Genomic DNA, 22,828 nt, shown 5'->3' with positions numbered 1-22,828 from the left:
TCTCGAGGCCGGTTCAATGCGCGACGTTATGCGAAAATTTGCTGATGGCTCGCTAAGATCGGGGCGGGACGCAGCGAAATCATGCTGCCCCAGGCAGGAGGCCGGACCCGATGGAGCCCGTAACCCTTTCCCCCCCGCCACAGGCGCGGAAGCTGGCGCGGCAGCTGGAGACGAGCTTTGCGGCCGAGCTGCTGCGCGCGGCGCGTCCGCAGCAGAAGGCTGGCGGCCTCGCCGGCCGCGGTGCCGGCGGCGACGCCTTCGACAGTTTCATGGATGAGGCGCTGGGCGCCGCCATGGTGGCCCGTGGTGGCCTTGGCCTGGCGCCGATGCTGGAAAAGGCGATTGCCGGGCGCGCCGCGGGAGCGCCGCGATGAGCGCGCTGCTGGACGCCGCCAACCGGCTGCGGATGGTGCTGCTGCAGGAGGCGGCGGCGGCACGCCAGGCGATGTTGCCCGAACTGGTGCAGCTGATCGGGGAGAAGCGCGTGGCGCTCTCCGATCTTGCCGCGGCCGGCATGCCGCGGAGCGAGGCCGAGCGGCAGGCCCTTGCCGCCATGATGCGCGCGGCGGAGGAGAATGCGCTGGCGCTGGGCGCCGTGGCGGGGGCGTTGGAGGGCGTGCGCGACCGGCTGCGGCGCGACGTCTCGGAGGCGGCGGACCCTGGCGTCTATGGCCCCGCCGCCGCACGCCGGCGGCCGCTGCGCCACACCCTGGCGGCCAGCCTCGACCAGCAGGCGTGAGACGCTGATGCGGCCTGCGGTGTTCCCCTCGGCGCGGTTGAGGCACCGACCGGCTTGCGAAAAATTTTGCCGCGACGCTAGAAATCCTTGCCGCAGTCGGACCGACCCTGGGCCCTGCGCAGCGAGATCCGCGTCAGAAGGCGCTCCCCAGAACCGGAACCCTTGAAGGGCGCAATTATGGTCAGCTCGATCCTCACCAATAACGGCGCGATGACGGCGCTGCAGTCGCTGAAGGCGACCCAGAAGAACCTGCTCGACACGCAGAACCGCATCTCCACCGGCCTCAAGGTGGGCACGGCGAAGGACAACGCGGCGACCTGGGCGGTCGCGACCTCGATGCGCGGCGACATCGCCAACTTCAAGCAGGTCAGCGAGAATCTTTCGGTCTCCTCCGGCGTGGTGAAGACCGCCTCGACGGGCACCGAGCAGATCGCCAGCCTGATCTCCAAGATCCGCGAGCAGGTCACCTCCGTTCAGGACGGCGTGAAGAACGCGGCGACGGTTCAGGCCACCATCGACGAGTATGTCGGCCAGATCGAAGGCATCATCGGCAGCTCGTCCTACAAGGGCGTGAACCTGATCAACAACAGCAAGAGCGGCAACACGCAGGTCCTGGCCTCGGTCAACGCCGATGGCGACAAGCTCAACCCCGCCTACATCAGCATCGCCTCGCAGAACCTGACGATGGAGGCCGGCGGCGCGCTGGAAGGCCTCAGCCGCCTGACGGTGGACCGCGCGAAGGACAGCTACAGCTACGCGCCGGCCACCGGCGTCGCGGTGAGCGACAAGGTGAGCTTCACCTTCAAGCTGAACGGCGTCGAGAAGCTGGCCAGCTTCACCGCCGCCACGACCTCCGCCTCCGACCTGATGACCGGCCTGAAGGACGCCATCAACGCGCAGGCCGGTGCGGGCAACGCCTTTGCCGACATCGACGTCAACGGCAAGCTGGTGGTGAACGCCGAGATGGCCACCGATGTGGTGACCTTTGACGGCGAGACGGCGCTGGCCAAGGTGTCCGGCTCCCTGACGCTGGGCGCGGCGACCAACAACGCTCCCCCGGCGCCGAAGTATTCCTACGGCCTGACCGCTGCCCCGGCCGCTGGCGACGTTTACTCCTTCAACTTCAAGGTTGATGGGCAGGACAAGGTTGCCACCTACACGGCGCTGACAGGCGAGTCCCGGTCGGACGTGCTGACCGGGCTGAAAAACGCGATCAACTACGCTGCCGGAACCGGTAATGAGGTTGCCTCGGTTGATCCGAACACTGGCAAGTTGGTGGTCGACGCTGCGCTCGGCGGGAGTGCAATCGAGTTCGACGGAGCAACTGCTCTCTCTAAGGTGAACAGCACGGCTGGTACTGGCACGCCTTCTTTGAACGGGCTGTACGTCTACTCGGCTGTTACTGGCACCGCTTCTGCCAACGACACTCTGAGCCTGAGCGTGACGCTGAATGGAAGCACGCAGACGCTGACCACGGGGCCACTTGCGGCAGGTGTTACTGCCGATGCGGCCCTCGGAAACCTCGCCTCGCAGCTGAACACTTTGGCGAATGGCGCGGTGGCCACCGTGTCCTCCGGTGTGCTGACCATCGACACCTCGAAGTCCGCCGGCGGTGTGCTGCTGACGATGGGTGGACTTGCGGCTGATATTACCGCAAGCGGCGGCTTCACCGTGTCGGGCACCGCGCCTACCAATACCGATGCGACGACGCTTACCGGTAACCTGAACCGGCAGAATTTTGACTTCAACACCACCAACGCGGTGAACGACGTTGTTTCCTTCTCCTTCAAGCTGAATGGGGCGGACAAGGTCGCCAAGGTGACTGTCGAGGCTGGTGAGACGCATGCCGACGTCATGACCAAGCTGGCCAATGCAATCAATGCGGAGGCGGGCAGCACGGTCGCTTCGGTAAAGGGTGCATCCGGCAGCGAGGTTCTTTCCGTTGCGGGTTCCAACACCGCGAACACGGGCGTTGAGTATACTGCGGCTTCCGCGATCTCTGTGCAGACGCATGACGAAACCGCGGTGGCGGCAGACAAGAAGACCCCCACCACCAGCACCGACTACAAGGAGCTGCTCGGCCGCCTGAAGACGATCGAGTCCGCGGTGCTCGCCGCCGGTGCGGCCTTCGGTGCCGCGCAGACCCGCATCGACCTGCAGAAGGACTTCATGGACAAGCTGGTCGACACCCTGACCAGCGGCGTCGGCGCCCTGGTGGATGCCGACATGTCCGAGGAGGCCGCCCGCCTGCAGGCCCTGCAGGTGCAGGAGCAGCTCGGCACCCAGGCGCTCTCGATCGCCAACCAGGCGCCGCAGAGCATCCTGTCGCTGTTCCGCGGCTGATCCCGATGGGGGCGCGGCCGGTGCCGCGCCCCCGTTCCGGAAGGCAGGTCCCGGCCGCGCGGCCGGGGCCGCTTTCCGAAGCATTGCCCAAGGCACCCGCGCCCGGCCGCATCTCGGCCCCGGCGTGACTGAGGAAGAATCCGATGCTGAGCGTCGTCCAGGACTCCCCCTTGCCCGCGCCCGTCATGCGGCCGCGCGGCATCGCCGCCGCCTACAGCTCCGTCATCCGCGGCACCGAAGACCCGCGCGAGATCGAGTACCGCGTGCTGGCCCGGGCCACCGCGCTGCTGGAAAGCGCCAGCTTCCCGACCGCCGGCCCCGCCGAGCTGCCCACCGCCATCCACGAGAACCGCATGGTCTGGACCGCCTTCGCGGCCGATCTCGCGACGCCGGAGAATGGCTGGGAAGTGGCGGCCAAGGCCCGCCTGCTCTCCCTGGCCCGCTGGATCTTCGCCGAGAGCGACCGGGTGATCCGCGAGAACAAGCCGTTGCAGGCGCTGATCGACGTCAACCGCGCTGTGATGGCCGGCCTGAAGCCCGGCGCCGCGGCGCAGCCGGAAGCCAGCTGATGTCCCTGATCCTGAAGCTCGCTCCCGGCGAGCGCCTGTTCATCAACGGTGCCGTTGTCACCAACGGCGACCGCCGGGCCTACCTGATGGTGGAAACCCGGGCGCAGATCGTCCGCGAAAAGGACGTGATGCTGCCGGAGGACGCCACCACCCCGGTGCGCCGCGCCTATTTCGCCGCGCAGAACGTGCTGCTGAACGCGCAGCCGGCGCTGGGCTCGATGGAAGCCTTTCACGAGCACATGGCGCGGCTGCGCACCGTCTTCATCAAGCGCGAGCACGTGCAGCAGCTCGACGAGGCGGAGCAGCACATGCGCGAGGGCAACACCTACCGCGCCCTTTCGGCGCTGCGCGACCTGGTGCTGTACGAATCCGCGCTGCTCGACATGGAGCCGCCGCCGCGCTTCCGGCGCAACATGCCTGCGGCGCGAGCGGAGGCCAGCGAGGCCGTGCCGATGCGCAGCAGCACGCTGCGCCTGCCCGCCAGCGGGAGTGAGGCACACTCAGGCTGACGCGGGCCCCTCGGTCTGCGCTAGAAACGGATCGCATCCGATGCGCCCATCGGGCTGTGCGAAAGGCAAGGAACACCGGCGATGATCGATCCCACTCCGGCGCTGAAGCCGCGCCATGGCGGTCCCGAGGCGCCTGCCGTGTCCGCTGGGCGCTCCGAGGCGGAGGACCCCAGGGCGCCGGCCAGCCCCGCCGGGGTGCAGACCGCGGAGCGGCAGAAGCAGGTTGTTCCCGCCGGGCCGACCTTTGACGTGCGCCTGGATGGCGAGACCATGCGGCTTTACTCCGAACTGCGCGACCCGGTGACCAACCGCGTGCTGATGCGCTTGCCCGCCGGCTACGAGCCGAGCGAGGACGCGGCGGCGGGCGCGCCCGGCGTCTCGACCGAAGCATGAGCATCAGCCTTGTCGGCGTCGGGCTGCCGACCGGCATGGCCGGCTGGAAGCTGCTGCAGAACAAGACGCCGGCCGACTTCAAGGCCTTCAGCAAGGACCCGATCCTGCAGCGCGACGTCGGCTATCTGCGCGAGAAGCTGCCGTCCAAGCTGAGCTCGAAGGAGCTGCTCGCCGACCGGCGCCTGCAGGAGATGGTTCTCAAGGCCTATGGGCTGGATGCGCAGGTCGGCATGAACGCCCTGATGGGCAAGGTGCTCGACAGCGACGTCACCGATACCGGCTCGGTCGCCTACCGCATGACGGACAGCCGCTACCGGCAGATCGCCAGCGATTTCAACTATGGTGGCCTGGCGGTGCCGGAAGTCCCGGCGGTGCCGAGCACCGCCCGGGTGATGGTCGAGGGGCTGCGCGCCGGTGCGGGCTTCGCCACGTTCAGCGGCAGCTTCGGCGGCATCGCCGTGAAGGATCTTCCGCTGCGCGACGTGCAGAGCTATTCCCAGCTCGCCGAGCGCCTGCAGGCCGCCTTTCGCGCCGCCGACGGCGGCAACGGCGACATCCGCGTCGTGGCCGCCGGGCCCGAACTGGTCTTCACCGACGCGAAGGCGCGCGCGCAGACCCCCGCGTTGGGCTTCGTGCCGGCCAGCGGCAGCCGCGCCGCCGCGACGGTGATCGAGAGCACCCGCGGCACCCCGGGCAGCGCCGCCCAGGGCGGCCCCAACGTGGCCAAGCCGGATTTCATCGAGCAGATCGTCCAGCGCTACACCCAGGCGCGCTTTGAGGAATCCCTCGGCGACACCTCCGGGACCTTGCGCAAGGCGATCTACGCCAAGCGCAGCCTGCCGCAGATCACCAGCTGGTACAGCATCATCGCCGACCGCAACCTGGCCGAGGTGGTGCAGTCGACCCTGGGGTTGCCGGACAGCTTCGGCCGGCTCGACGTGGACCGGCAGAAGCAGATCCTGGAGAGCCGCATGCCGCTCTCGGACTTCAAGGATCCGGCGAAGCTCTCCAGGCTGCTCGACCGCTATGTGGCGCAGACCAGCGTGGCGGAGGCCCGGGCACTGAGCAGCAGTTCGGGCGTCGTGTCGCTGGTGCAGCCCGTGAGCTGGGGGCAGGACAGCGTCTCCGGCGCCAGCGGTGCGGCCATATTCTCCATCCTGAGCGGCCGCTGACCGGGCCTTCCCGGGGCCTTCCCCGAGGCCTTCCCCGAGGCCTTCCCCGGGGCGCGCGGCCGGCCGCCCCGGGTGGCGCCGGCCTCAGCCGGCCCGCAGGATCTGCCCGAGCTGGGCGAAGGCGTCCGGCGCGGCGCTGCGCTCCTCCAGCCCCTGGTTGAGGAAGCCCTCCAGCGCCGGCTGCAGCCGGATCGCCGTGTCCACCTGCGGGTCGCTGCCGCCGCGGTAGGCGCCCAGCCGGATCATCTCCGCCATGTCGGCATAGCTGGCGAGGTGCCGCCGCGCTTCGGCCAGCAAGGCGTTCTGCGCGGCGTCATGACAGCGCGGCAGGGCACGGCTGACCGAGCGCAGGATGTCGATCGCCGGCCAGCGCCCGCGTTCGCCGATGCGGCGGTCGAGCACGACATGGCCGTCCAGGATGCCGCGCACCGCATCGGCGATCGGCTCGTCGTGGTCGTCGCCGTCCACCAGCACGGTGAAGATGGCGGTGATGTCGCCCTCCCCTTCCGGCCCCGGGCCGGCGCGCTCCAGCAGGGCCGGCAGCTCGGTGAAGACGGAGGGCGTGTAGGAGCGTGCCGTGGCCGGCTCGCCGGCCGCGAGGCCCACCTCGCGCTGGGCATGCGCCAGGCGGGTGACGGAATCCAGCAGCAGGAAGACCTGCTTGCCCTCGGCGCGGAAATGCTCGGCCACGGCGAGGGTCGCCTGCGCCGCGCGGCGGCGCGACAGCGCCGGCTGGTCGGAGGTGGAGACCACCACCACGGTGCGCCGCCGCCCTGCCTCCCCCAGCGTGTGGTCGAGGAACTCGCGCACCTCGCGGCCGCGCTCGCCGATCAGCCCGACCACGATGACATCGGCCTCGACGCCGCGCGCCAGCATGCCCATCAGGGTGGACTTGCCGACGCCGGAGGCGGCGAAGATGCCGAGGCGCTGGCCGCGGCAGATCGGGGTGAAGACGTCGAGCGCGCGCAGGCCGGTCTGCAGCTTGGCACCGACCATGCGGCGGCGCATCGCATCCGGCGCCGGCCGGCGCAGCGGCACGCCGCGCTGCCCCTGCGGCAGCGGGCCCAGGCCGTCCAGCGGCTGGCCCGTGCTGTCGATCACCCGCCCCATCCAGGCCTCGCTCGGATGCAGCATCAGCGGCGGTTCCAGCCAGACCCGGCCGCCGGGGCGCAGCCCCTCGGTGCCGCCCTCCGGCATGCCCAGCGCGGCCTCGGCGGTGAAGGCGACGAATTCGCCGAACACGGGTGACGCCCGCCCCGGGCGCTGCACCCGCATGCGGTCGCCGATCGAGACGCCCTCGCCCAGCCCGCTGACCGCGAGCGCCGCGCCGCGCACGCTGGCCAGCGTGCCGAAGCGCTGCCAGCGTGGCAGGCGGCCGAGTTGCGCGGCCAGGTCGCCGCGCGGCGGAGCCGCGGAGGAAAGGCAAGAAGAGGTCATGCGAAAATTTTTCCTCCTGATGGCGGTACGGTTGCTCGTTCCGGGTCAAGCCCTTTCCCGGCAAGGGCATTCTCCCGCGTCCGCATCCGGAATGCTATGCGAAAAATATCGACATCAGGCGCGGGGAAGGCTATTGCTGCGGCAGCACAGCCAGAGGGGCACCGAAATCCCATGCTCGACGGCATCGACGTCTTCCGCATCACCGGCGCGCGCATGCGCCAGCTGGCGGAGCGGCAGAATGTGCTTTCGCAGAACATCGCCAATGCGGACACGCCGCACTACCGCGCGCGCGACGTGAAGCCGTTCAGCTTCGACAGCACCCTGCTGCGCCAGCAGCCCGGCCTGCCGTCGCTGCGCCTGTCGGCGACGCGCCCGGGCCATCTCGGCCTTCCGTCCGGCGCCGCCGACGTCACCGCCGGCCGTGCCCGCTCCTACAGCGAGGACCCGGACGGCAACACCGTCAACCTGGAGGAGCAGATGGTGAAGCAGGCGGATGTGGCGAAGGCCTATGACCTCGCCACGCTGGTCTACAAGCGCGGCTCGGCGCTGCTGCGCACCGCGGCGGGAGGCCGCTGATGCTGCGCATCGCCCCCGTCAGCGGCGCGGGGCCGCTGGTCCAGGCCATGGCCACCGCCGCCTCCGGCATGAGCACGCAGGCGACGCGCATGCGCGTGGCGGCGGAGAACATCGCCAACGCGCAGTCCACCGCCGCCGTGCCGGGCGGCGACCCCTACCGCCGCAAGCTCGTCACCTTCGGCCAGATGGTCGATCGCGGCACCGGCGCCGAGCTGGTCCGGCTCGACAACGTCCGCAGCGACCCGCGCGGCTTCCGCACGGTCTACGACCCCGCCCATCCGGCGGCGGACGAGCGCGGCTACGTGAAGCTGCCGAACGTCGACCCGCTGATCGAGCAGGCCGACATGCGCACCGCCGCGCGCAGCTACGAGGCCTCCATCTCGGTGATGCAGCAGGCCCGCACGCTCTACAGCAAGACACTCGACATCCTGAGGTCCTGACCGCATGCCCGAGTCCATCGCCGCCATTCCCCCGCTCTCCGCCGCGGTCCGCGCCTATGGCGCGGGCGGCGCCGCCTCCGTCGGCGACTTCGGCGCCATGGTGGGCGATGCCGCCCGCGCCTCGCTGGCCACGCTGCGCACCGCCGAGGTGACCGCCGCGCGCGGCGTCGCCGGCATGGCGGACGTGCAGGAGGTGGTGCAGGCCGCCGCCAATGCCGAGCTGACCGTGCAGACCATGACGCAGCTGCGCGACAAGGTCGTCGGCGCCTACATGGACGTGCTGCGCATGGCCGTCTGAGCCGCCCGCCGCGCCGGAGAATCCGCGATGAATGAAGGCGATGTGGTCGAGGTGCTGCGGAGCGGCTTCATCACCACCATGATGGTGGCCGGGCCGCCGCTGCTGGCGGCGCTGCTGACCGGCGTCACCGTCTCGGTGGTGCAGACGCTGACGCAGATCCAGGAAGTGACCCTGTCCTACGTGCCGAAGATCGTGGTGACGCTGGTCGTCACCATGCTTTCCCTGCCCTTCGGCTTTGCCGCGCTGCGCTCCTATACGGAGGAGATCGCGCAGCTGATCGTCGGGCTTTAGCCGATGGAACTCCTTCGCAAGCTGCGCGCCGGCCTCGGCCACCAGGACCTGCTCTTCGCCGCCGGCCTGGTGGTGCTGCTCTCGGTGCTGGTGCTGCCGATGCCGAGCTGGCTGGTCGATCTCGGCCTGGCCACCTCGATCACCCTCTCCGTGCTGATCCTGATGGTGGCCATCTGGATCGAGCGGCCGCTCGACTTCTCCGCCTTTCCCACGGTGCTGCTGGTCGCCACCATGCTGCGCCTGGCGCTGAACCTGGCCACCACGCGGCTGATCCTGGCCGACGGGCACCGCGGCCTGGATGCCGCCGGCAGCGTCATTCACGGCTTCGCCTCCTTCGTGGTGGGCGGCGACTTCGTGATCGGCGTGATCGTCTTCGCCATCCTGGTCATCGTCAACTTCATCGTCGTCACCAAGGGCGCCGGGCGCATCGCCGAGGTCGCCGCGCGCTTCAGCCTGGACGCCATGCCGGGCAAGCAGATGGCGATCGACGCCGATCTCGCCGCCGGCTCGATCGACGATGCCGAGGCGAAGCGCCGCCGCCGCGAGCTGGAGGACGAGAACGGCTTCTTCGGCGCCATGGACGGCGCCTCGAAATTCGTCCGCGGCGATGCCGTCGCTTCCATCATCGTCACCGTCGTCAACGTGCTGGGCGGCATCGTCGTCGGCACGCTGCGGCACGACCTGTCGCTGGCCAATGCCGCCGCCAACTACGTCACCCTGGCCGTCGGCGACGGCATCGTCTCGCAGATCCCCGGGCTGATCGTCTCGATCGGCGCCGGCATGCTGGTCTCCAAGGGCAATGTGCGCGGCTCGACCGACAAGGCGCTGATCGGCCAGCTCGGCGCGCAGGCGAAGCCGCTCTACCTGGCGGCCGGCCTCGCCGGGCTCTTCGCGGTGCTGCCGGGCCTGCCCTTCCTCCCCTTCATGGCGCTGGGCGCCGCCGCGGCGGGCGCCGGCTGGCTGGCCAGCCGCGGCGCCAGGCGCGCCGCCACGGACGCCGACGCCGCGCCGGCCGAGGCGCCGCCGCGCGAGGAAACCATGGCCGAGCTGATCCGGGTGGACGATGTCCGCCTGGAGCTGGGCATGGGCCTGGTCTCGCTCACCGCCGGGCGGCAGGGGGGGCTGTCGGAGAAGATCAAGAAGCTGCGCCGCGCCTTCGGGCTGGAGTTCGGCTTCGTGCTGCCGGCCGTGCGCATCAAGGACAACATGGACCTCGGCTCGGGCGAGTATTCAGTCCAGGTGCAGGGCGTCGAGGTGGCGCGCGAGACGCTGATGCTCGGCCGCCTGCTGGCCTTCGCCCCCGGCGGGCAGGAGATCGCCGTGCCCGGCGTGGACACGCAGGAGCCCTCCTTCCACATCAAGGCGCGCTGGATCGAGCCGGCGCTGCGCGAGACGGCGATGGCGCAGGGCCTCACGGTGGTGGACATCGAGACGGTGCTGACCACCCACCTTTCCGAGGTGCTGAAGGGCTACATGGCCCAGCTGCAGACCTATGCCGCCACGCAGAAGCTGCTGGACGGGCTGGAAAAGGAGCACCAGCGCCTGATCGGCGACCTGATCCCGGCGGTGCTGCCGCTGGCCACGGTGCAGAAGGTGCTGGCGGCGCTGCTGGCCGAGCGCATCTCGATCCGCAACCTGCCGCTGATCCTGGAGGCGCTGCACGAGGCGGCGGGCTTCACCCGCAACGTCTCGCTGCTGGCCGAGCATGTGCGCCAGCGCCTGTCCCTGCAGATCTGCCGCGGCCTGACGCAGGAGGACGGCTACATCACCGCCCTGCTGCTCTCGCCGGAATGGGAGCAGGAGGTGGGCGGCGCCATCCTGGAGGAGGGCGACCAGCGCTCCTTCGCCATGGCGCCCTCCAGGGTGCAGGAGCTGGTCAGCGCGACCCGCGCGCGCATCGCCGAGGCCGCCGCCCGCGGCGACTGGCCGGCGGTGCTGACCTCGGCCGTGGCGCGCCCCTTCGTGCGCCACCTGGTGGAGCGCATCAACCCCACCATCGCGGTGATCAGCCATGCCGAGGTGCACCAGCGCGCCAAGCTGCGCACCGTCGGCCAGATCTGAGCGGGCGGCGATGCAGGCGGCGCTGAACCTGGACGGCTGGCTCTCGGCCGAGCTGTACCGGCTGTTCCTGGTGTTCTGCCGGGTCTCGGCGGCGCTGCTGCTGCTGCCGGGCACGGGCGAGACGCAGGTGCCGGCGCGCATCCGCATCCTGGCCGGGCTGGTGGTGGCCTTCTGCATCGCCCCCCTGGCCGGGCCGGCCCTGCCCTCGCCCCCCGCCTGGGCCGCCGCCGCCGCGGTCGGCACCGAGGTGGCGGCCGGGGCGCTGCTCGGCACCCTGGCGCGGCTGCTGCTCTCGGCGGTGCAGACGGCGGGCCAGCTGATCGGCCAGAGCATGGGCATCAGCAACGCCTTCGTCTTCGGCATCGGCATGGACAATTCGGCGGTGATCGGCACCGCCATCTACGCCGCCTGCCTGGCCGCGCTCTTCGCGGTGGATGGCCACCATCCCGGCCTACGCGCGCTGGTGGACAGCTACACGCTGGTCCCGCTCGGCGGCCCGCTGCCCGCCGGCGCCGCGGCGCGGGTGACCACCGAGGGCATGGCCACCGCCTTCCGCCTGGCCATGCAGCTCGCCATGCCCTTCCTGTTCCTGGCCATGCTGTTCAACGTGGTGCTGGCCGGGATCAACCGGGCCATGCCGGCCCTGCCCGTCTTCATGATCGGCGCGCCCGCCCTGCTGATGGCCGGGCTTTCCCTGCTCGGCGCCACGGCGCCGGGGCTGGTGAGCGAAGTGCTGGGCGCCTATGGCGCCGTCTTCACGCTGCCGCGCTGAGGCCACGCCATGGCGGAGGAAAGCGGCCAGGAAAAAACCCTCGACGCCTCGCCGCGCAAGCTGCAGGAGGCCCGCGCGCGCGGCGACGTGCCGGTCTCGCGCGAGGGCTCCAGCTTCGGCGTCTATGCCGCGCTGCTGCTGGCGCTCGGCCTGGCGGGCGGGCTGGTCGCCCGGCGCTTCGCCGAGGTCCTGCTGCCGTTGATCGAGCAGCCGGACGCCTTTCTGGAACTCACCGAGGAAGGCTATCGCCAGGCGGGAGCGGCGTTCATCGAGGCGCTGGCGCTGGCGCTGCTGCCGGTCTTCGGGTTGCTGCTGGCCGGCAGCCTGCTGCCGCACCTGCTGCAGAACACCCTGGTGGTGGCGGGCGAGCGGATGAAGCCGAAGCTTTCCCATCTCTCGCCGATGGCCGGTCTGAAGCGCGTGTTCGGCCTCAAGGCGCTGTTCGAGTTCGGCAAGGGCCTGCTGAAGGCGCTGGCCGTGGGGGGCGCCTGCTGGGTGGTGGGCAAGCCGCTTTATGAGCATAGCGGCCGGCTGGTGGCGCTGGACCCTGTGGTCTTCCCCGTCCTGGCGCATGAGCTGCTGGTCAAGGTTCTCTTCGCCGTCACGCTGGTGGCGGCGGTGGTGGCGGTGATCGACATCAGCTTCCAGCGCTTCGAGTACAACCGCCGCCAGCGCATGACCCTGCAGGAGATGCGCGAGGAGATGCGCAACACGGAGGGCGACCCGCATGTGAAGGCGGCGCTGCGCAAGAAGCGGCGGCAGATGTCGCAGCGGCGGATGATGGCCGACGTGCCAACGGCGACGGTGGTGATCACCAACCCCACCCATTTCGCCGTCGCCTTGCGCTACGAGCGCGGCAAGGACGAGGCGCCGCTCTGCGTCGCCAAGGGCGTTGACAAGATGGCGCTGCGCATCCGCGAAATCGCCGGGGAAGCGGGCGTGGTGGTGATGGAGGACCGGCCTCTCGCCCGCGCCCTGCATGCCTCGGTGGAGGTGGGAGAGGTCATCCCGCCGGCGCATTTCGAGGCGGTGGCCAAGATCATCGGCATTGTCTGGGCGCAGAAGCGGCAGCGGCCGGCCGCGCGGGCCTGACTCCGGCTGCGTCGCAAAAATTGTACGATTCGCTTGACGCGCGACGGCGCGGTTGCGAAACAAAGGGCCCGCGCAACCCGGAGGCCTCCCCCGATGACCCTTCCCGCCTTTCGCCGTGCCATGCTCGGGGCCGGTGCCGCTGCGATGATGGTGTCGGCGCTGCTCGGCTCCACCCTGCCCGCCCGCGCGGAAGAGGCGCCCAAGAAGGAGTTCGAATACGTCACGCTGGGCGACTTCACGGTCAACCTGCCCTCCAGCAGCCGCCGCATGTCCTATGTGGTGGTGTCGGTGACGCTGGAGACCAGGGCGGAGCAGACGCAGCAGTTCAAGGACCTGTCGCCGCGCCTGAAGCAGGCGGTGCTGCAGCGGCTGATGGCCATGTCGGTGCGGCATGAACTGCGCCCCGGCCGCACCGATCCAGGCGTGCTGCGCGACAACCTTTTCGACAGCCTGGCCCAGCTGCGGGAGGAAGGGCTCAAGGACGTCGTCATCACCCGCCTGCTCTACAGCTGAGCGGGCGCGGCCGGCTCAGCCGGCGCCGAGCCGCGTGACGTCGGCGGCGCTCACCTGGGCGCCGTTCTCCAGCATCAGCGAGACGCCGCCGTCGCTGCCGCGACGCACCTCCGTGACCTTGCCGGAATTGCTGACCGTGCCGGCGCTCTGCCGGGCGCCGCCGGCATCATCGCCCACCACGCGCACCTTGTAGGTGCCCGCCGCGAGCGCCATGCCGTTGCCGTCCTTGCCGTCAAAGGTCAGCGCGGTGGTGCCGCCGCTGAGGCTGACCTTGCGCACCACGTTGCCCGAGGCGTCCAGCACCTCGAGCCGGGTACCGGCGAGGGTGGCGGCATTCACCTGCGCGGTGAGCGGCACCGCGGCGCCGGCGCTGGAGAGGGTGATCTGCGAGAGCTGCGTCTGCACCGTGCGGCCGAGCAGCGCGGCGTTCTCCGTCAGGTTGGCGCTGCCGCTCACCGCCTCCAGGATCGACTTCAGGTAGGTGTTGCTCTTGGTCTGCTGCTCCACCTGGGAGAACTGCGCGAGCTGCGCCACGAACTGGGTGGGGTCCGTGGGCTGCATCGGGTCCTGGTACTTCATCTGCGCGGTGAGCAGCTTGAGGAAGCGGTCATAGTCCTCGCTGCTGTTGCCGGACAGCTGCGTCGTGGCGGCGGCGTTCGCACCGGCCAGCGCACTGGCCGTGCCGACGCCGCTGATGCTGGAGGTGGTGGCCATCGGGGTTCTCCGTTCGCGCGGGGGGGCTCAGGTGATGATGTCGATCAGGCTGTCGGAGGCGGCGCGGCGCGGCGCCGCGGCGGCACCGGCCTGCGCCTCGGCCTCCGGCCCGGGGTCGGCCACCATGGGCCGGGCGCCGGCGGATGCCTGCTCGGGCGGCGGCTTGGGATGCGGCAGGGGGCCATGCTGCAGGTCCAGCCCGCTGCCGCCGAGCTGCAGGCCGGCCTGCTCCATCTGCTGCATGAGGTTGTGCCGCTCGTGCCGCAGCGCCTCGAAGGTGTCGGCCTGCTCGGCCCGCATCACCACCTGCACCGTGCCGTCGCGAAAGGTCATCTGCAGTTCGACGCGGCCGAGCTCCGGCGGGCGCAGGTCCACCGAGATCGTTTCCACGCCTTCCTTTCGGGTGGCCTGCGCCATGCGCAGCACGAGCTGCGGGGTGGCTTCGGCGGCCAGGCGGCCCTGCGGCAGCGGCGCCGGCATGGCCGCGGGCGCGGGCGCGGGCGTGGAGGAAGCGGCGCCCAGGGCCTGGCCGTGGCCGGCCGGCGGAAGGATCGCTTCCGGCGGCAGTTCCGCCAGGCGCAGGCCTGCCCCCGGCTCCGGCGGCGGAACGGGGCTGCCCGGTTCCGTTGCGGCCGCCCGGCCCCAGGGCGCCGCCGCATGGGAAGGGGTGGCAGGGTGCGGCGCCCCTTCGCCGGGCGGCGCAACAGGGGTGACGGCGGAGAGCGGCAGGGCGGGCGCCGCCTGGGATGGCGCATCGGTTGCGGCGGCGGGCGGCGCCGCGCTCGGCGCGGGACGGGCCGCCGGCGCACCGGGGCGGGGTTGTGGCTGCGGGTTCGCGGCGCCGAGCCGCATCGCTGGCGGGAAGGACCAGAGGAGCGATGCCGCCTGCTCCGGTGGAAGGCCGGCCGGGGGAGGTTCGGCCGAGGGGGCGGCGACCGCCGGCGCAGGAGGTGTGGCCGCCGCCTGCCGCGTGCCCTGTTCGGGCGGAACGGACGGTGGCGCGCCGGGCTGGGCGCGCTCCATCACGGGCGGCAACCCGCCCGGCGCGGGTGCAGCGCCCTCCCGCCTGGCGGGAAGGGAATCCGGCAGGAGCGCCGGAGCCTCGGCCGGCAGCGTCTCCGGCGGCTGTTCCTGCGGGCCGGCGGGCGACGCCGCCGCCGGAACGGCCTTCATGGTCGCTTCCATGGGCAGGGTGGCAGGCTGGAAGGGAACGGCGGCGGATGGTGGCGTGGAAACCGGATGCGGGGCCAGGCTGAGGGGCGCAACGCCGGGCTGTGGCGGCCCCGGCGGCGAGCCGTCCGGGTCCGGCAAGGTCGGCGCGGCGTCGGGCAGTGCGGTGTCGGCCAGCGCGGCGTCGGCCAGCGCGGTTTCGGGCAGCGCGGTTTCGGGCAGCGCCTGGCCGGAAACGGCCGGCGGAAGCAACGCGGCCTCCGCCGCCATTGCCGTGGCCGGGACGCCCAGCGGCATCTGGAAGGCCGCAGCCAGCCGGCTGGCTTCCTCGGCGGCGGCGGCCAAGGCGTCCCAGGGCAGGGCGCCGGCCTGCCGCGAGGGCGCCGGCCCGGAGGCGGCCTCGGCCGTCGGCCCGGGCGGCGGGCCGGCCGCCGGGGGGACGGCGAGCAGGCCCGCCAGCATCATGGCAAAGCCTTCTGCCGGCATGGCGGCGGGATCGGTGCCGCGGCGCGGTTCGATGCCTTGCAGCATGCCGGGTTGCGGCAGGGCAGCCTCGCCGCCCACCGGTTTGGTCATGGGTTTCTCCCGCTTCCCTGCGCCTGCGGATGTGCGCCGCTGCAGGGCCGCCACAGGATCGAAAATGTTCTGCGCGGCACGCCTCAGCCGAACAGGTCGTCCACCGCGCTCTGCCCCAGCCCACCCTCGGCGGCGGAACTCGGGCCGTTCAGCAGGCTGGCCTCGCCGGCCGGGGCGGTCGCGGCCTGTTGCGCCCGTGTTTCTTCCGGGCGGATGCCCATCAGCTCGACCAGCGCGGACACCCGGGCCTCGATCTGGCGCATGGTGGACAGCACCTTGCGCACCCGCTGGCCCGTGATGTCCTGGAAGCCGCAGGCCAGGACGATGGCGGTCGCGGCCTCGTTGACCGCCTCCAGATCGTGCTTCGGATCGGCGGAGGTGCCGTCATGCAGGCGGCCCGCGGCGGCCTGCGCCCGCTCCGCCTGCCGCAGGATCTCGAAGGCGGCCTTCTCGGTCTCAACAACCACCGCGTCCAGCACGTCGCCGAGATCGGTCGAGGGAGGCGCGAGGCCGACCACCTCCGCGCGCGTCTCGGCCAGCAGCTGCGACATCGCCCACATCTCGTCGAGGGCCCGGCCCAGCCGGTCTGCCGCCTTGCGCTCGGGCACCAGCCCGAGGCCCAGCATCCGCTCGATCTCGCCGTTGATGGCGGCGAGATGCCCGGCGATCCGGACCAGCCCGAACTGCCCTTCCGCCGAAGAGGTCGCGGTCACGGCACCTCTCCCTGCGGCTCAGTTGATGACGGACGCGATTTTCGCCTTCAGCGTCTCGGCCGTGAAGGGCTTCACGATGTACTGCGACGCTCCCGCCTGCTTGGCGGCGACGACGTTCTCGGCCTTGCTCTCGGCGGTCACCATGATGAACGGCGTCTTCGCCAGGGCGGCGTCGCCGCGCACGTTCTTCAGCAGCTCCAGGCCGGTCATCGGCTCCATGTTCCAGTCGGAGATCACCAGGTCGTAGCGGTGCCCCTTGATCTTCTCCAGGGCCTCCACGCCGTTGCCGGCCTCCTCGACATCCTTGTAGCCGATCTGGTCCAGCAGATTTCGCACGATGCGACGCATCGTCGGATAGTCGTCGACAACCAGGATCTTCACGCGCCGGTCCCCCTTTTGCGTCTCTCCCTATTTTTCGCATTTCCAGGATTTTCGCAAGCCCGATCGTGCCTCATCGCACGCCTTCCGCGAAATCCTGCCCGCCGATGGCATGAACGCTGCGCCTAGAAAACGTCTTCCAACTCCTCAAGCCCGCCGCCGAGGCTGTACCAGCCGCCATTGCCGGCCTCCAGGCGGGCCTGCGGGTCGCAGCGATGCCACAGGCCCCAGCACGGCGCAGCCAGTTGGACCGGCCCGCCGCATCCCTGCGCCACCCGCCGGCCGAGCAGCAGAAGGTCCAGCGGAGTGGCCGGCAGCGGCAGCAGAACCGCCAAGGCGGCCACGGCCTGCCGCGCCGTGCGGTCGGCGCCGATCTCCGCCAACGGCACGGGCATGGCCGCCGCCCCCTCGGCGAGCAGCACGGCCGCATCGGCCGGAACGGCCCGCCGGACCTGGCGCAGAAAGGCCTGCCGTGCCTCCGCCTGCCAGCCCCAGGACCAGTCCTGCGGCGCGATGCCCAGCAGCGCCATGGGCGCCGCGCTGGCGGCGACGGCCGCCGCGGCCCGTGGCCAGTCCTGCAGCGCCGCCAGCCCCGCCGGCTGCTCGGCAGGCACCGCAAAGCAGGAGGGCAGCAGACCGAGCCCGTCGGCCAGCAGGCTGGCCAGGCTTTCCTCGCCATCGGTCCAGTGGTCCGCCAGCTCGAAGCGCAGCAGATCGCTCACCTCGTTGCCCAGCAGCTCGTCGAGATAGGCAGCCAGGCCGGTGGCAAGCAGCTGGTAGCGGTCATCCCCGGTCGGGGCATCCCAAAGGTCGCGCGGCAGCGGCTCGCCCACTGCGAGCGGTTCGCCCACCACGCTGGCGCCCAGGGCCAGCGGCGCGGGTGCCGGGACCATCTCCCAGGCCACGGCGCCTCCCTGCCCCCAGCGCAGCAGCGCGGGGCCGCGCCAGCTCGCGGCCTGCGGCCAAAGGGGGGCCAGCAGGCCGGCAGGCTCCACCAGGGTGATGGCTTGCGCCGCCTCCATGGCCGGCAGGCCGCTGCGCAGCAGAAGCCCCCCGGGCGCATGCGCCACGCTCTGCAGCGGCAGGCCGGCCAGTTGCGCGCGCAGGCCTGTCGCGGCGGGACCGGCGGCCGTGCAGGCGGAGGCGGGATCGCAGACCAGCACCGTCTCCTCCCGCCGCAGCGCCAGGGCTCCGCCCGGTAGCGCCAGCAGCCCGGTGGCACGGCTGGAGAGCGGCGCCCGGCAGGACAGGCGGCGCACCGCCGCCCGCTGCGCATCGGCATCCCCGATCAGCCGCAACTGGGCGTCGAAGCGGCGCAGCAGCGCCATGCCGGTGGTCGTGGAAAGGTCGAAGCTGGCGATCGCCCCGAGGGGGGTATCGAGCGGGGGGCGGGCCGGATCTGCGGAGAACGTCATCAGGCTTTCTCGCGCCTGGGTTGAAGAGCACCTATCCCCGCTCCTGGGGCCGGCGTCAATTCTCTTGCGCAACCGCCGCGCGGGCAAGTTTTGCGAAAAATATTGAAAGGACGGCGACGGCATGGCACCACGCCGGGGTTGATCGATTCAGGAGAAGCCGAATGCAGATCATCCGCCGCGGCCCGGGCGAGGCCAGCCTCGCCCAGGAGGGCCGTGACCTGCTGGATCTGGTGGCGGTGAACGCCACGGAAGCCGAGTTCGACCAGATCATTGACCGCCTGGCCGGGCTGCTCGCGCCCTGCGGCGCCGCGCCGCGCGTCGTGCTGCGCTATCGCGAGGGGCTGCTGGAGGCGGTGCAGGCGGAGGCGCCGGTCGCACTCACCGTTATCGAGGAGGACCCCCATGACGTGCCGCCGCTGCGGCTGGTGCGGCGCATGGTGGAGGCCGACCCGGCGGCGCTGGCGGTGACGCTTGAACAGGCCGAGCGCCGGCTCGCGCGGAGGCCGGCATGAGCCCCGTGCCGCGCCAGGCCCGGCTGGAGCTGGACGCCGCCCTGCGCTGTCCCCTGCCCCGGCCGGAAGCGGAGGCGCTGGTGGCCCTGCTGACGGGACGCCGCCCCGCCGCCCCGCCCCCGCATGCGCTGTTCCACCACCCCGAAGCCGTCACGGTGCTGACCGGCGAAAGCCTGGACCATGCCACCACCGGCTCGCGCATCCTGCAGGAGGAGGCGGTGCCGCAGCTGACAGTCTCGGCCAGCCTGCCGCCGCGGCCCGGATTGCTGGAAGCCGCGCTGGACTGGCTGGGGGGCCTGCTGCAGGCCACGCCCGGCGACCTGCTGGGCTTCATCGTGCCGCCCGGCAGCCACCGGCATGACCTGCGGCTGCTGGTCTGGGACGGGTCGCGGCCGCGGCCGCTCGGTCCCCTGCCGGAGACGGCGACGCTGGCGGGCGGGTGCAGCATGGCCGCCTTTCAGCGGGCCGCCGGCCTGCCGGAGCCGGATGCGCCGGCGGCGGAGCTGGTGCCGGCGATGCGGCGCGTGGCGCTGGCACAGCTTCAGCGGCGGACGCTGCCGGTTGCGCAGGCGCTGCTGGACGGTCCCTTCGACGGGCAGGTCCTGTTCCGGACCTGGCTGGCGGCGGCCGCGGCACAACGGCAGGGCTTCAGCACGCGCCCTTCTCCCCTGGTCCTGGACGCCTGCGAGGCGGCGTGGTGACGATGTCCCTTTGCGTGGCGCCGAACGCAAAATGTCTTGCGAAAAATTCTGATGCGGACTAAACCAGGAACACCCGCAGGAGGCGGGCGCAGCCGCCAGGAAGCGAAAAATCCTGGTGGCGCCGGCAGAAGGCAGGCGTGATGAGGCATGAAACCACCTGGGAGACGGCCGCGCAGAGCCCCATTCGGCTGCGGGGCCGCTCCCACCCTTTCCTGACGCTGGAAATCACCGAGCATGACCCGGCGGCGCTGGAGCAGGCCCTGGCGGCCCGGCTGGCCGGCACCGCGAGCTTTTTCCGCCACGCGCCGGTGCTGCTGGACCTCGCCGCCCTGCCGCCCGCCGCCGAGGCCCAGGTCGCCCCGCTGGTGGAGGCGGTGAGGCGGTTCGGCCTGGTGCCGGCCGCCTTCCGGGCGCGCTGGCCGGAGATCGAGCGCGCCGCCCTGGCCTGCGGCCTCGGCCGCATGCTGGAGGCCGAGCAGGACTGCGCCACCCCCTGCACCCGCCGCCCCTCGGTGATCGTCAGCCAGCCGGTGCGCTCCGGCCAGCGGATCTATGCCGCCGAGGCCGACCTGATCGTGCTGCACTCGGTCTCCCCCGGGGCGCAGCTGCTGGCCGATGGCTGCATCCATGTCTATGGCGCGCTGCGCGGCTCGGCCAGCGCCGGCATCAGCGACGATCCGCACGCCCGCATCTTTGCGAAAATCATGGACGCGGAACTGCTCTCCATCGCCGGGCTCTGGCTCAGCGCCCAGGAGATCCCGCCCGAATGGGTGAAGCGCCCGGCGCAGCTCAGAATGAGCGACGGCTGGCTGCGCTTCGCCCCCCTGCCCTGATCCCCTTCTCGACCGCACGCTCCGACAACAGGGAGAACCCGATGTCCGCGACCGTCATCACCATCACCTCCGGCAAGGGCGGGGTCGGCAAGACCACCACCACCGCCGCCTTCGGCGCCGCCCTCGCTTTGCGCGGCAAGCGCGTCTGCCTGGTCGACTTCGATGTCGGCCTGCGCAACCTCGACCTGGTGCTCGGGGTGGAGAAGCGCGTCGTCTACGACTTCCTGCACGTGGCCAACGGCCAGGCCAAGCTGCATCAGGCGCTGATCAAGGACAAGCGGGTGGACAACCTGTTCATCCTGGCCACCTCGCAGACGCACGAGAAGGACGCGCTGACGCTCGACGGCGTCTCCCGCGTGATGGAGCAGCTCAAGCAGGAGTTCGACTTCATCCTCTGCGACAGCCCCGCCGGCATCGAGCACGGCGCGATGATGGCGCTCTACCACGCGGACCATGCGATCGTGGTGTGCAACCCCGAGGTCAGCTCGATCCGCGACGCCGACCGCATCCTCGGCTTCATCGCCTCCAAGTCGCGGCGCGCCGAGGATGGGCAGGAGGCGGTGCGGGAGCATCTGCTGGTGACGCGCTTCGACACCGACCGCGCGCAGAACGGCGAGATGATTTCCCTGCGCGAGATCCAGGACATCCTTTCCGCCGAGCTGCTGGGCGTGGTGCCGGAAAGCAAGGCGGTGCTGAAGGCCTCGAATGCCGGCGTGCCGGCCAGCCTGGACGCCGAAACCGATGCCGGCCGCGCCTACCGCGACGCCGTCTCCCGCTTTCTGGGCGAGGCGCGCAACCCGATCCGCCTGCCGAGCGCGGCGGCAATCGAAGCGACCCTGGCGGTTGGAGCGGAACAGCCCGGCTTCCTGCGCCGCCTGTTCCGCTTCAGCTTCGCCTGAACCGATGGAACCGAGACCATGCCCCTGATTGCCCTGATCCAACGCCGCCGCAACACGGCGGGCCTCGCTGCCTCGCGGCTGCGCCAGCAGGTCAGCGCTGACCGCCTGGCGGTGCTCGGGGAGGATATCGCCCAGCGCATCCAGGAGGCCTGCCTGCGCGAGATCCGCAAGCTGGCCCGCGGCGGCCTCGTGCGGGTACGGATCGGAACCTCCCCGGCCCTCGAGGTCCGGGAGATCGATATTGACCTGACGCCGGGCCGCTAGGAGGCGCGATGCTGATCTCCGCTGCCCAATGCCGCATGGCACGCGCGGCGCTGGGCCTCAGCCTGCGCGAACTGGCCAAGGTCGCCGGCGTGTCGGTGAACACGCTGAGCCGGGTCGAGAGCGGCGGCAACGTCACCAGCCGGACGCTCGCCAGGGTGCAATCCATTCTGTCCGGGCAAGGGGTGGTGTTCCGGCGGGACGGCTCGGTGGGCATGGCGGCGCCGCGCGCCGGGCCAAGAGCATGAAGGGCCGGGGGAGAAGAACCTCTCCCTCAGGTCCCCACCGCGGCTTTCCCTTCGTTTTTGCCCTGCCGGCTGGTGCGCCGGCGCCGGAAACCGCGGCAGCCCTGGCGGCGGCGGCCGAAAGCTTCCGGAAAAGGGGAGCGGCCTGGCGAGGTTCGCCGCCGCCGCCTTCCCTTCGGCAGCGCCTTCACGCCGCGCGTCGCCGGCCCTTCGGCGGTTCAAGGGCCAGCTCGGGCGCCGGCTCGGCGTCATCCTCCTCCAGCAGCGGCATGCATTCCACCGGCATCAGGCTGGTGACGTTGCTGGTGGGATAGAACGCCACCAGCCAGCCCCTGAGCGGCGTATGGCCCACCGGCTTGGGAAAGCCCTTGTCCAGCGAGCGGCGCAGCCGGGGATCGACCAGGGCGATCCCATAGTCCGGCAGGCTGCGCCTGTGGCGGGCATAGGCCATCAGCTCGGCCTTGAAGCGGCGCAGGTCCTGGGTGGTGCCGACGCGGCTGCGCAGCTTCTCCAGGTTCATCCGAAAGCCGCCCGGCGGGCCGCTGCGGGCGATCTCGTAGAGCCGCTTGGCGACCGGCGGCAGCTCGAAATACTTCGGCGTGTAGGTGAGGAAATGCTTGTCCTGCACGATGGCGCGGAACAGCCAGGCGCAAAGGGTGAGCTCCACCGCGCGCATCTGCTTCGAGCCGTCGCGGCCGCGGCGATAGAGGATGCGGTACTCGTCGAGCCAGCCGAAGCCGCGGTCCTCGCCCTCCCCGCCGGTCTCGATGTTGGTGCGCACAAAGGTGGATTTCAGCCGCGCCAGGGATTCCTCAAGCCGCTCATAGGCCGAGCCGCCCGTGGCGCTGCCGGTGGTGACGAAGAAGTCGTGCGCGGTGAAGGTGATGCGCGCCGAAGGGGTTTCGCCGCGGTTGATCTTGTCGGCGATCAGCGAGGCCGAATAGACCAGCAGCTCCTTGTCCCAGATCGAGGCGACACCATGCTTGGTGCCGACCACCTCGATCCAGGCCTTGCCGTCGTCGTAGCGAGGCAGCTCGGTCTCCTTCTCCCGCCGCAGCGAGAAGAAGTTGTAGACCATGGTGTTGCGGTCGCCCTTGACCTTGCCCACCAGGGGACTGTCGGTCGCGTTGAACTCGAAAGCGTGCTGCTCGTCCATCGGCACTGGCGCATCCTGCTGCGCAAGTTTTGGCTGAGGCCGCGCCGGGA

At 71.1% G+C, this 22,828-nt stretch carries 28 protein-coding genes; 21 read left to right on the top strand and 7 right to left on the bottom strand.

The annotated features are described in order from the left end of the window. Positions 1 to 110 precede the first annotated feature (110 nt). From E0493_RS19730 to E0493_RS19700, 7 genes are all read left to right on the top strand, one after another. On the top strand, positions 111 to 374 hold the full coding sequence (locus E0493_RS19730) for a rod-binding protein (protein WP_160938977.1): 264 nt from the start codon (positions 111 to 113) through the stop codon (positions 372 to 374). After that, complete coding sequence (locus E0493_RS19725; protein WP_160938976.1) at positions 371 to 739, top strand: hypothetical protein; 369 nt, start codon at positions 371 to 373, stop codon at positions 737 to 739. Before E0493_RS19730 ends, E0493_RS19725 begins: the two co-directional genes overlap by 4 nt. A 177-nt stretch (positions 740 to 916) precedes the next feature. Next, positions 917 to 3,082 (top strand): flagellin N-terminal helical domain-containing protein, encoded by a 2,166-nt coding sequence (locus E0493_RS19720; protein ID WP_160938975.1) that lies wholly within the window; start codon positions 917 to 919, stop codon positions 3,080 to 3,082. Positions 3,083 to 3,225: 143 nt separating this feature from the next. Further along, positions 3,226 to 3,651, top strand: a complete 426-nt coding sequence (gene flaF / locus E0493_RS19715) for a flagellar biosynthesis regulator FlaF (protein ID WP_160938974.1) — start codon at positions 3,226 to 3,228, stop codon at positions 3,649 to 3,651. Further along, positions 3,651 to 4,160: a flagellar biosynthesis repressor FlbT gene (locus E0493_RS19710; protein ID WP_160938973.1), complete on the top strand. Its 510-nt coding sequence runs from the start codon at positions 3,651 to 3,653 to the stop codon at positions 4,158 to 4,160. Before flaF ends, E0493_RS19710 begins: the two co-directional genes overlap by 1 nt. Before the next feature lie 81 nt (positions 4,161 to 4,241). Then, a complete protein-coding gene (locus E0493_RS19705; RefSeq protein WP_160938972.1) occupies positions 4,242 to 4,553 on the top strand; it encodes a hypothetical protein in 312 nt (103 codons plus the stop codon). Next, complete coding sequence (locus E0493_RS19700; protein WP_160938971.1) at positions 4,550 to 5,725, top strand: DUF1217 domain-containing protein; 1,176 nt, start codon at positions 4,550 to 4,552, stop codon at positions 5,723 to 5,725. Before E0493_RS19705 ends, E0493_RS19700 begins: the two co-directional genes overlap by 4 nt. Positions 5,726 to 5,809: 84 nt before the next feature. On the opposite strand, the gene E0493_RS19695 is transcribed toward E0493_RS19700, so the two are convergent. Then, positions 5,810 to 7,162, bottom strand: coding sequence for a FliI/YscN family ATPase (locus tag E0493_RS19695; RefSeq protein WP_160938970.1), 1,353 nt, complete (start codon positions 7,160 to 7,162; stop codon positions 5,810 to 5,812). Between the two features lie 171 nt (positions 7,163 to 7,333). Between E0493_RS19695 and E0493_RS19690 the strand changes: the two genes are divergently transcribed. The 8 genes from E0493_RS19690 to E0493_RS19655 all read left to right on the top strand — a co-directional run bounded on the left by E0493_RS19690 (position 7,334) and on the right by E0493_RS19655 (position 13,205). Then, complete coding sequence (locus E0493_RS19690) at positions 7,334 to 7,738, top strand: flagellar basal body rod protein FlgB (protein ID WP_160938969.1); 405 nt, start codon at positions 7,334 to 7,336, stop codon at positions 7,736 to 7,738. Beyond that, complete coding sequence (gene flgC, locus E0493_RS19685; RefSeq protein WP_160938968.1) at positions 7,738 to 8,178, top strand: flagellar basal body rod protein FlgC; 441 nt, start codon at positions 7,738 to 7,740, stop codon at positions 8,176 to 8,178. Before E0493_RS19690 ends, flgC begins: the two co-directional genes overlap by 1 nt. Before the next feature lie 4 nt (positions 8,179 to 8,182). Beyond that, complete coding sequence (locus E0493_RS19680) at positions 8,183 to 8,476, top strand: flagellar hook-basal body complex protein FliE (protein WP_160938967.1); 294 nt, start codon at positions 8,183 to 8,185, stop codon at positions 8,474 to 8,476. A 27-nt stretch (positions 8,477 to 8,503) separates the two neighbouring features. Continuing rightward, the gene (locus E0493_RS19675; protein WP_160938966.1) at positions 8,504 to 8,767 is read left to right on the top strand and encodes a flagellar biosynthetic protein FliQ; all 264 of its coding nucleotides are present in this window, start codon (positions 8,504 to 8,506) and stop codon (positions 8,765 to 8,767) included. A 3-nt stretch (positions 8,768 to 8,770) separates the two neighbouring features. Next, positions 8,771 to 10,828: a flagellar biosynthesis protein FlhA gene (gene flhA / locus E0493_RS19670; protein ID WP_160938965.1), complete on the top strand. Its 2,058-nt coding sequence runs from the start codon at positions 8,771 to 8,773 to the stop codon at positions 10,826 to 10,828. A gap of 10 nt (positions 10,829 to 10,838) precedes the next feature. Beyond that, on the top strand, positions 10,839 to 11,600 hold the full coding sequence (locus E0493_RS19665; protein WP_160938964.1) for a flagellar biosynthetic protein FliR: 762 nt from the start codon (positions 10,839 to 10,841) through the stop codon (positions 11,598 to 11,600). Between the two features lie 9 nt (positions 11,601 to 11,609). Then, positions 11,610 to 12,692, top strand: a complete 1,083-nt coding sequence (locus tag E0493_RS19660) for an EscU/YscU/HrcU family type III secretion system export apparatus switch protein (RefSeq protein ID WP_160938963.1) — start codon at positions 11,610 to 11,612, stop codon at positions 12,690 to 12,692. A gap of 93 nt (positions 12,693 to 12,785) precedes the next feature. After that, the gene (locus E0493_RS19655) at positions 12,786 to 13,205 is read left to right on the top strand and encodes a flagellar basal body-associated FliL family protein (protein ID WP_160938962.1); all 420 of its coding nucleotides are present in this window, start codon (positions 12,786 to 12,788) and stop codon (positions 13,203 to 13,205) included. 15 nt (positions 13,206 to 13,220) lie between these two features. On the opposite strand, the gene E0493_RS19650 is transcribed toward E0493_RS19655, so the two are convergent. The 5 genes from E0493_RS19650 to E0493_RS19630 all read right to left on the bottom strand — a co-directional run bounded on the left by E0493_RS19650 (position 13,221) and on the right by E0493_RS19630 (position 18,171). Continuing rightward, positions 13,221 to 13,919 (bottom strand): flagellar hook assembly protein FlgD, encoded by a 699-nt coding sequence (locus E0493_RS19650; protein ID WP_160938961.1) that lies wholly within the window; start codon positions 13,917 to 13,919, stop codon positions 13,221 to 13,223. A gap of 27 nt (positions 13,920 to 13,946) precedes the next feature. Continuing rightward, the gene (locus E0493_RS23785) at positions 13,947 to 15,665 is read right to left on the bottom strand and encodes a flagellar hook-length control protein FliK (RefSeq protein ID WP_160938960.1); all 1,719 of its coding nucleotides are present in this window, start codon (positions 15,663 to 15,665) and stop codon (positions 13,947 to 13,949) included. A gap of 83 nt (positions 15,666 to 15,748) precedes the next feature. Then, positions 15,749 to 16,378, bottom strand: coding sequence for a protein phosphatase CheZ (locus tag E0493_RS19640; protein ID WP_367614553.1), 630 nt, complete (start codon positions 16,376 to 16,378; stop codon positions 15,749 to 15,751). A gap of 18 nt (positions 16,379 to 16,396) precedes the next feature. Further along, on the bottom strand, positions 16,397 to 16,759 hold the full coding sequence (locus tag E0493_RS19635; protein WP_160938959.1) for a response regulator: 363 nt from the start codon (positions 16,757 to 16,759) through the stop codon (positions 16,397 to 16,399). Between the two features lie 122 nt (positions 16,760 to 16,881). Beyond that, complete coding sequence (locus E0493_RS19630; RefSeq protein WP_160938958.1) at positions 16,882 to 18,171, bottom strand: hypothetical protein; 1,290 nt, start codon at positions 18,169 to 18,171, stop codon at positions 16,882 to 16,884. 161 nt (positions 18,172 to 18,332) lie between these two features. Between E0493_RS19630 and E0493_RS19625 the strand changes: the two genes are divergently transcribed. From E0493_RS19625 to E0493_RS19600, 6 genes are all read left to right on the top strand, one after another. Beyond that, positions 18,333 to 18,683, top strand: a complete 351-nt coding sequence (locus E0493_RS19625) for a hypothetical protein (protein ID WP_160938957.1) — start codon at positions 18,333 to 18,335, stop codon at positions 18,681 to 18,683. Continuing rightward, positions 18,680 to 19,384: a hypothetical protein gene (locus E0493_RS19620; RefSeq protein ID WP_160938956.1), complete on the top strand. Its 705-nt coding sequence runs from the start codon at positions 18,680 to 18,682 to the stop codon at positions 19,382 to 19,384. Before E0493_RS19625 ends, E0493_RS19620 begins: the two co-directional genes overlap by 4 nt. A 140-nt stretch (positions 19,385 to 19,524) precedes the next feature. Further along, positions 19,525 to 20,217, top strand: coding sequence for a septum site-determining protein MinC (gene minC / locus E0493_RS19615; protein ID WP_160938955.1), 693 nt, complete (start codon positions 19,525 to 19,527; stop codon positions 20,215 to 20,217). Between the two features lie 41 nt (positions 20,218 to 20,258). Then, the gene (gene minD / locus E0493_RS19610; protein WP_160938954.1) at positions 20,259 to 21,116 is read left to right on the top strand and encodes a septum site-determining protein MinD; all 858 of its coding nucleotides are present in this window, start codon (positions 20,259 to 20,261) and stop codon (positions 21,114 to 21,116) included. 18 nt (positions 21,117 to 21,134) lie between these two features. Next, positions 21,135 to 21,380, top strand: a complete 246-nt coding sequence (locus E0493_RS19605) for a hypothetical protein (RefSeq protein WP_160938953.1) — start codon at positions 21,135 to 21,137, stop codon at positions 21,378 to 21,380. A gap of 8 nt (positions 21,381 to 21,388) precedes the next feature. Further along, positions 21,389 to 21,625: a helix-turn-helix domain-containing protein gene (locus E0493_RS19600; protein ID WP_160938952.1), complete on the top strand. Its 237-nt coding sequence runs from the start codon at positions 21,389 to 21,391 to the stop codon at positions 21,623 to 21,625. A gap of 184 nt (positions 21,626 to 21,809) precedes the next feature. Here E0493_RS19600 and E0493_RS19595 read toward each other — a convergent pair whose 3' ends face one another. After that, on the bottom strand, positions 21,810 to 22,778 hold the full coding sequence (locus E0493_RS19595; RefSeq protein ID WP_160938951.1) for a replication initiator protein A: 969 nt from the start codon (positions 22,776 to 22,778) through the stop codon (positions 21,810 to 21,812). Positions 22,779 to 22,828 lie beyond the last annotated feature (50 nt).

The organism is Teichococcus coralli, assembly GCF_009829925.1.
Taxonomy (GTDB): domain Bacteria; phylum Pseudomonadota; class Alphaproteobacteria; order Acetobacterales; family Acetobacteraceae; genus Pseudoroseomonas; species Pseudoroseomonas coralli.
Note: the sequence above shows the minus strand (reverse complement) of the source record. Positions and strands in the feature narration are given on the sequence as shown.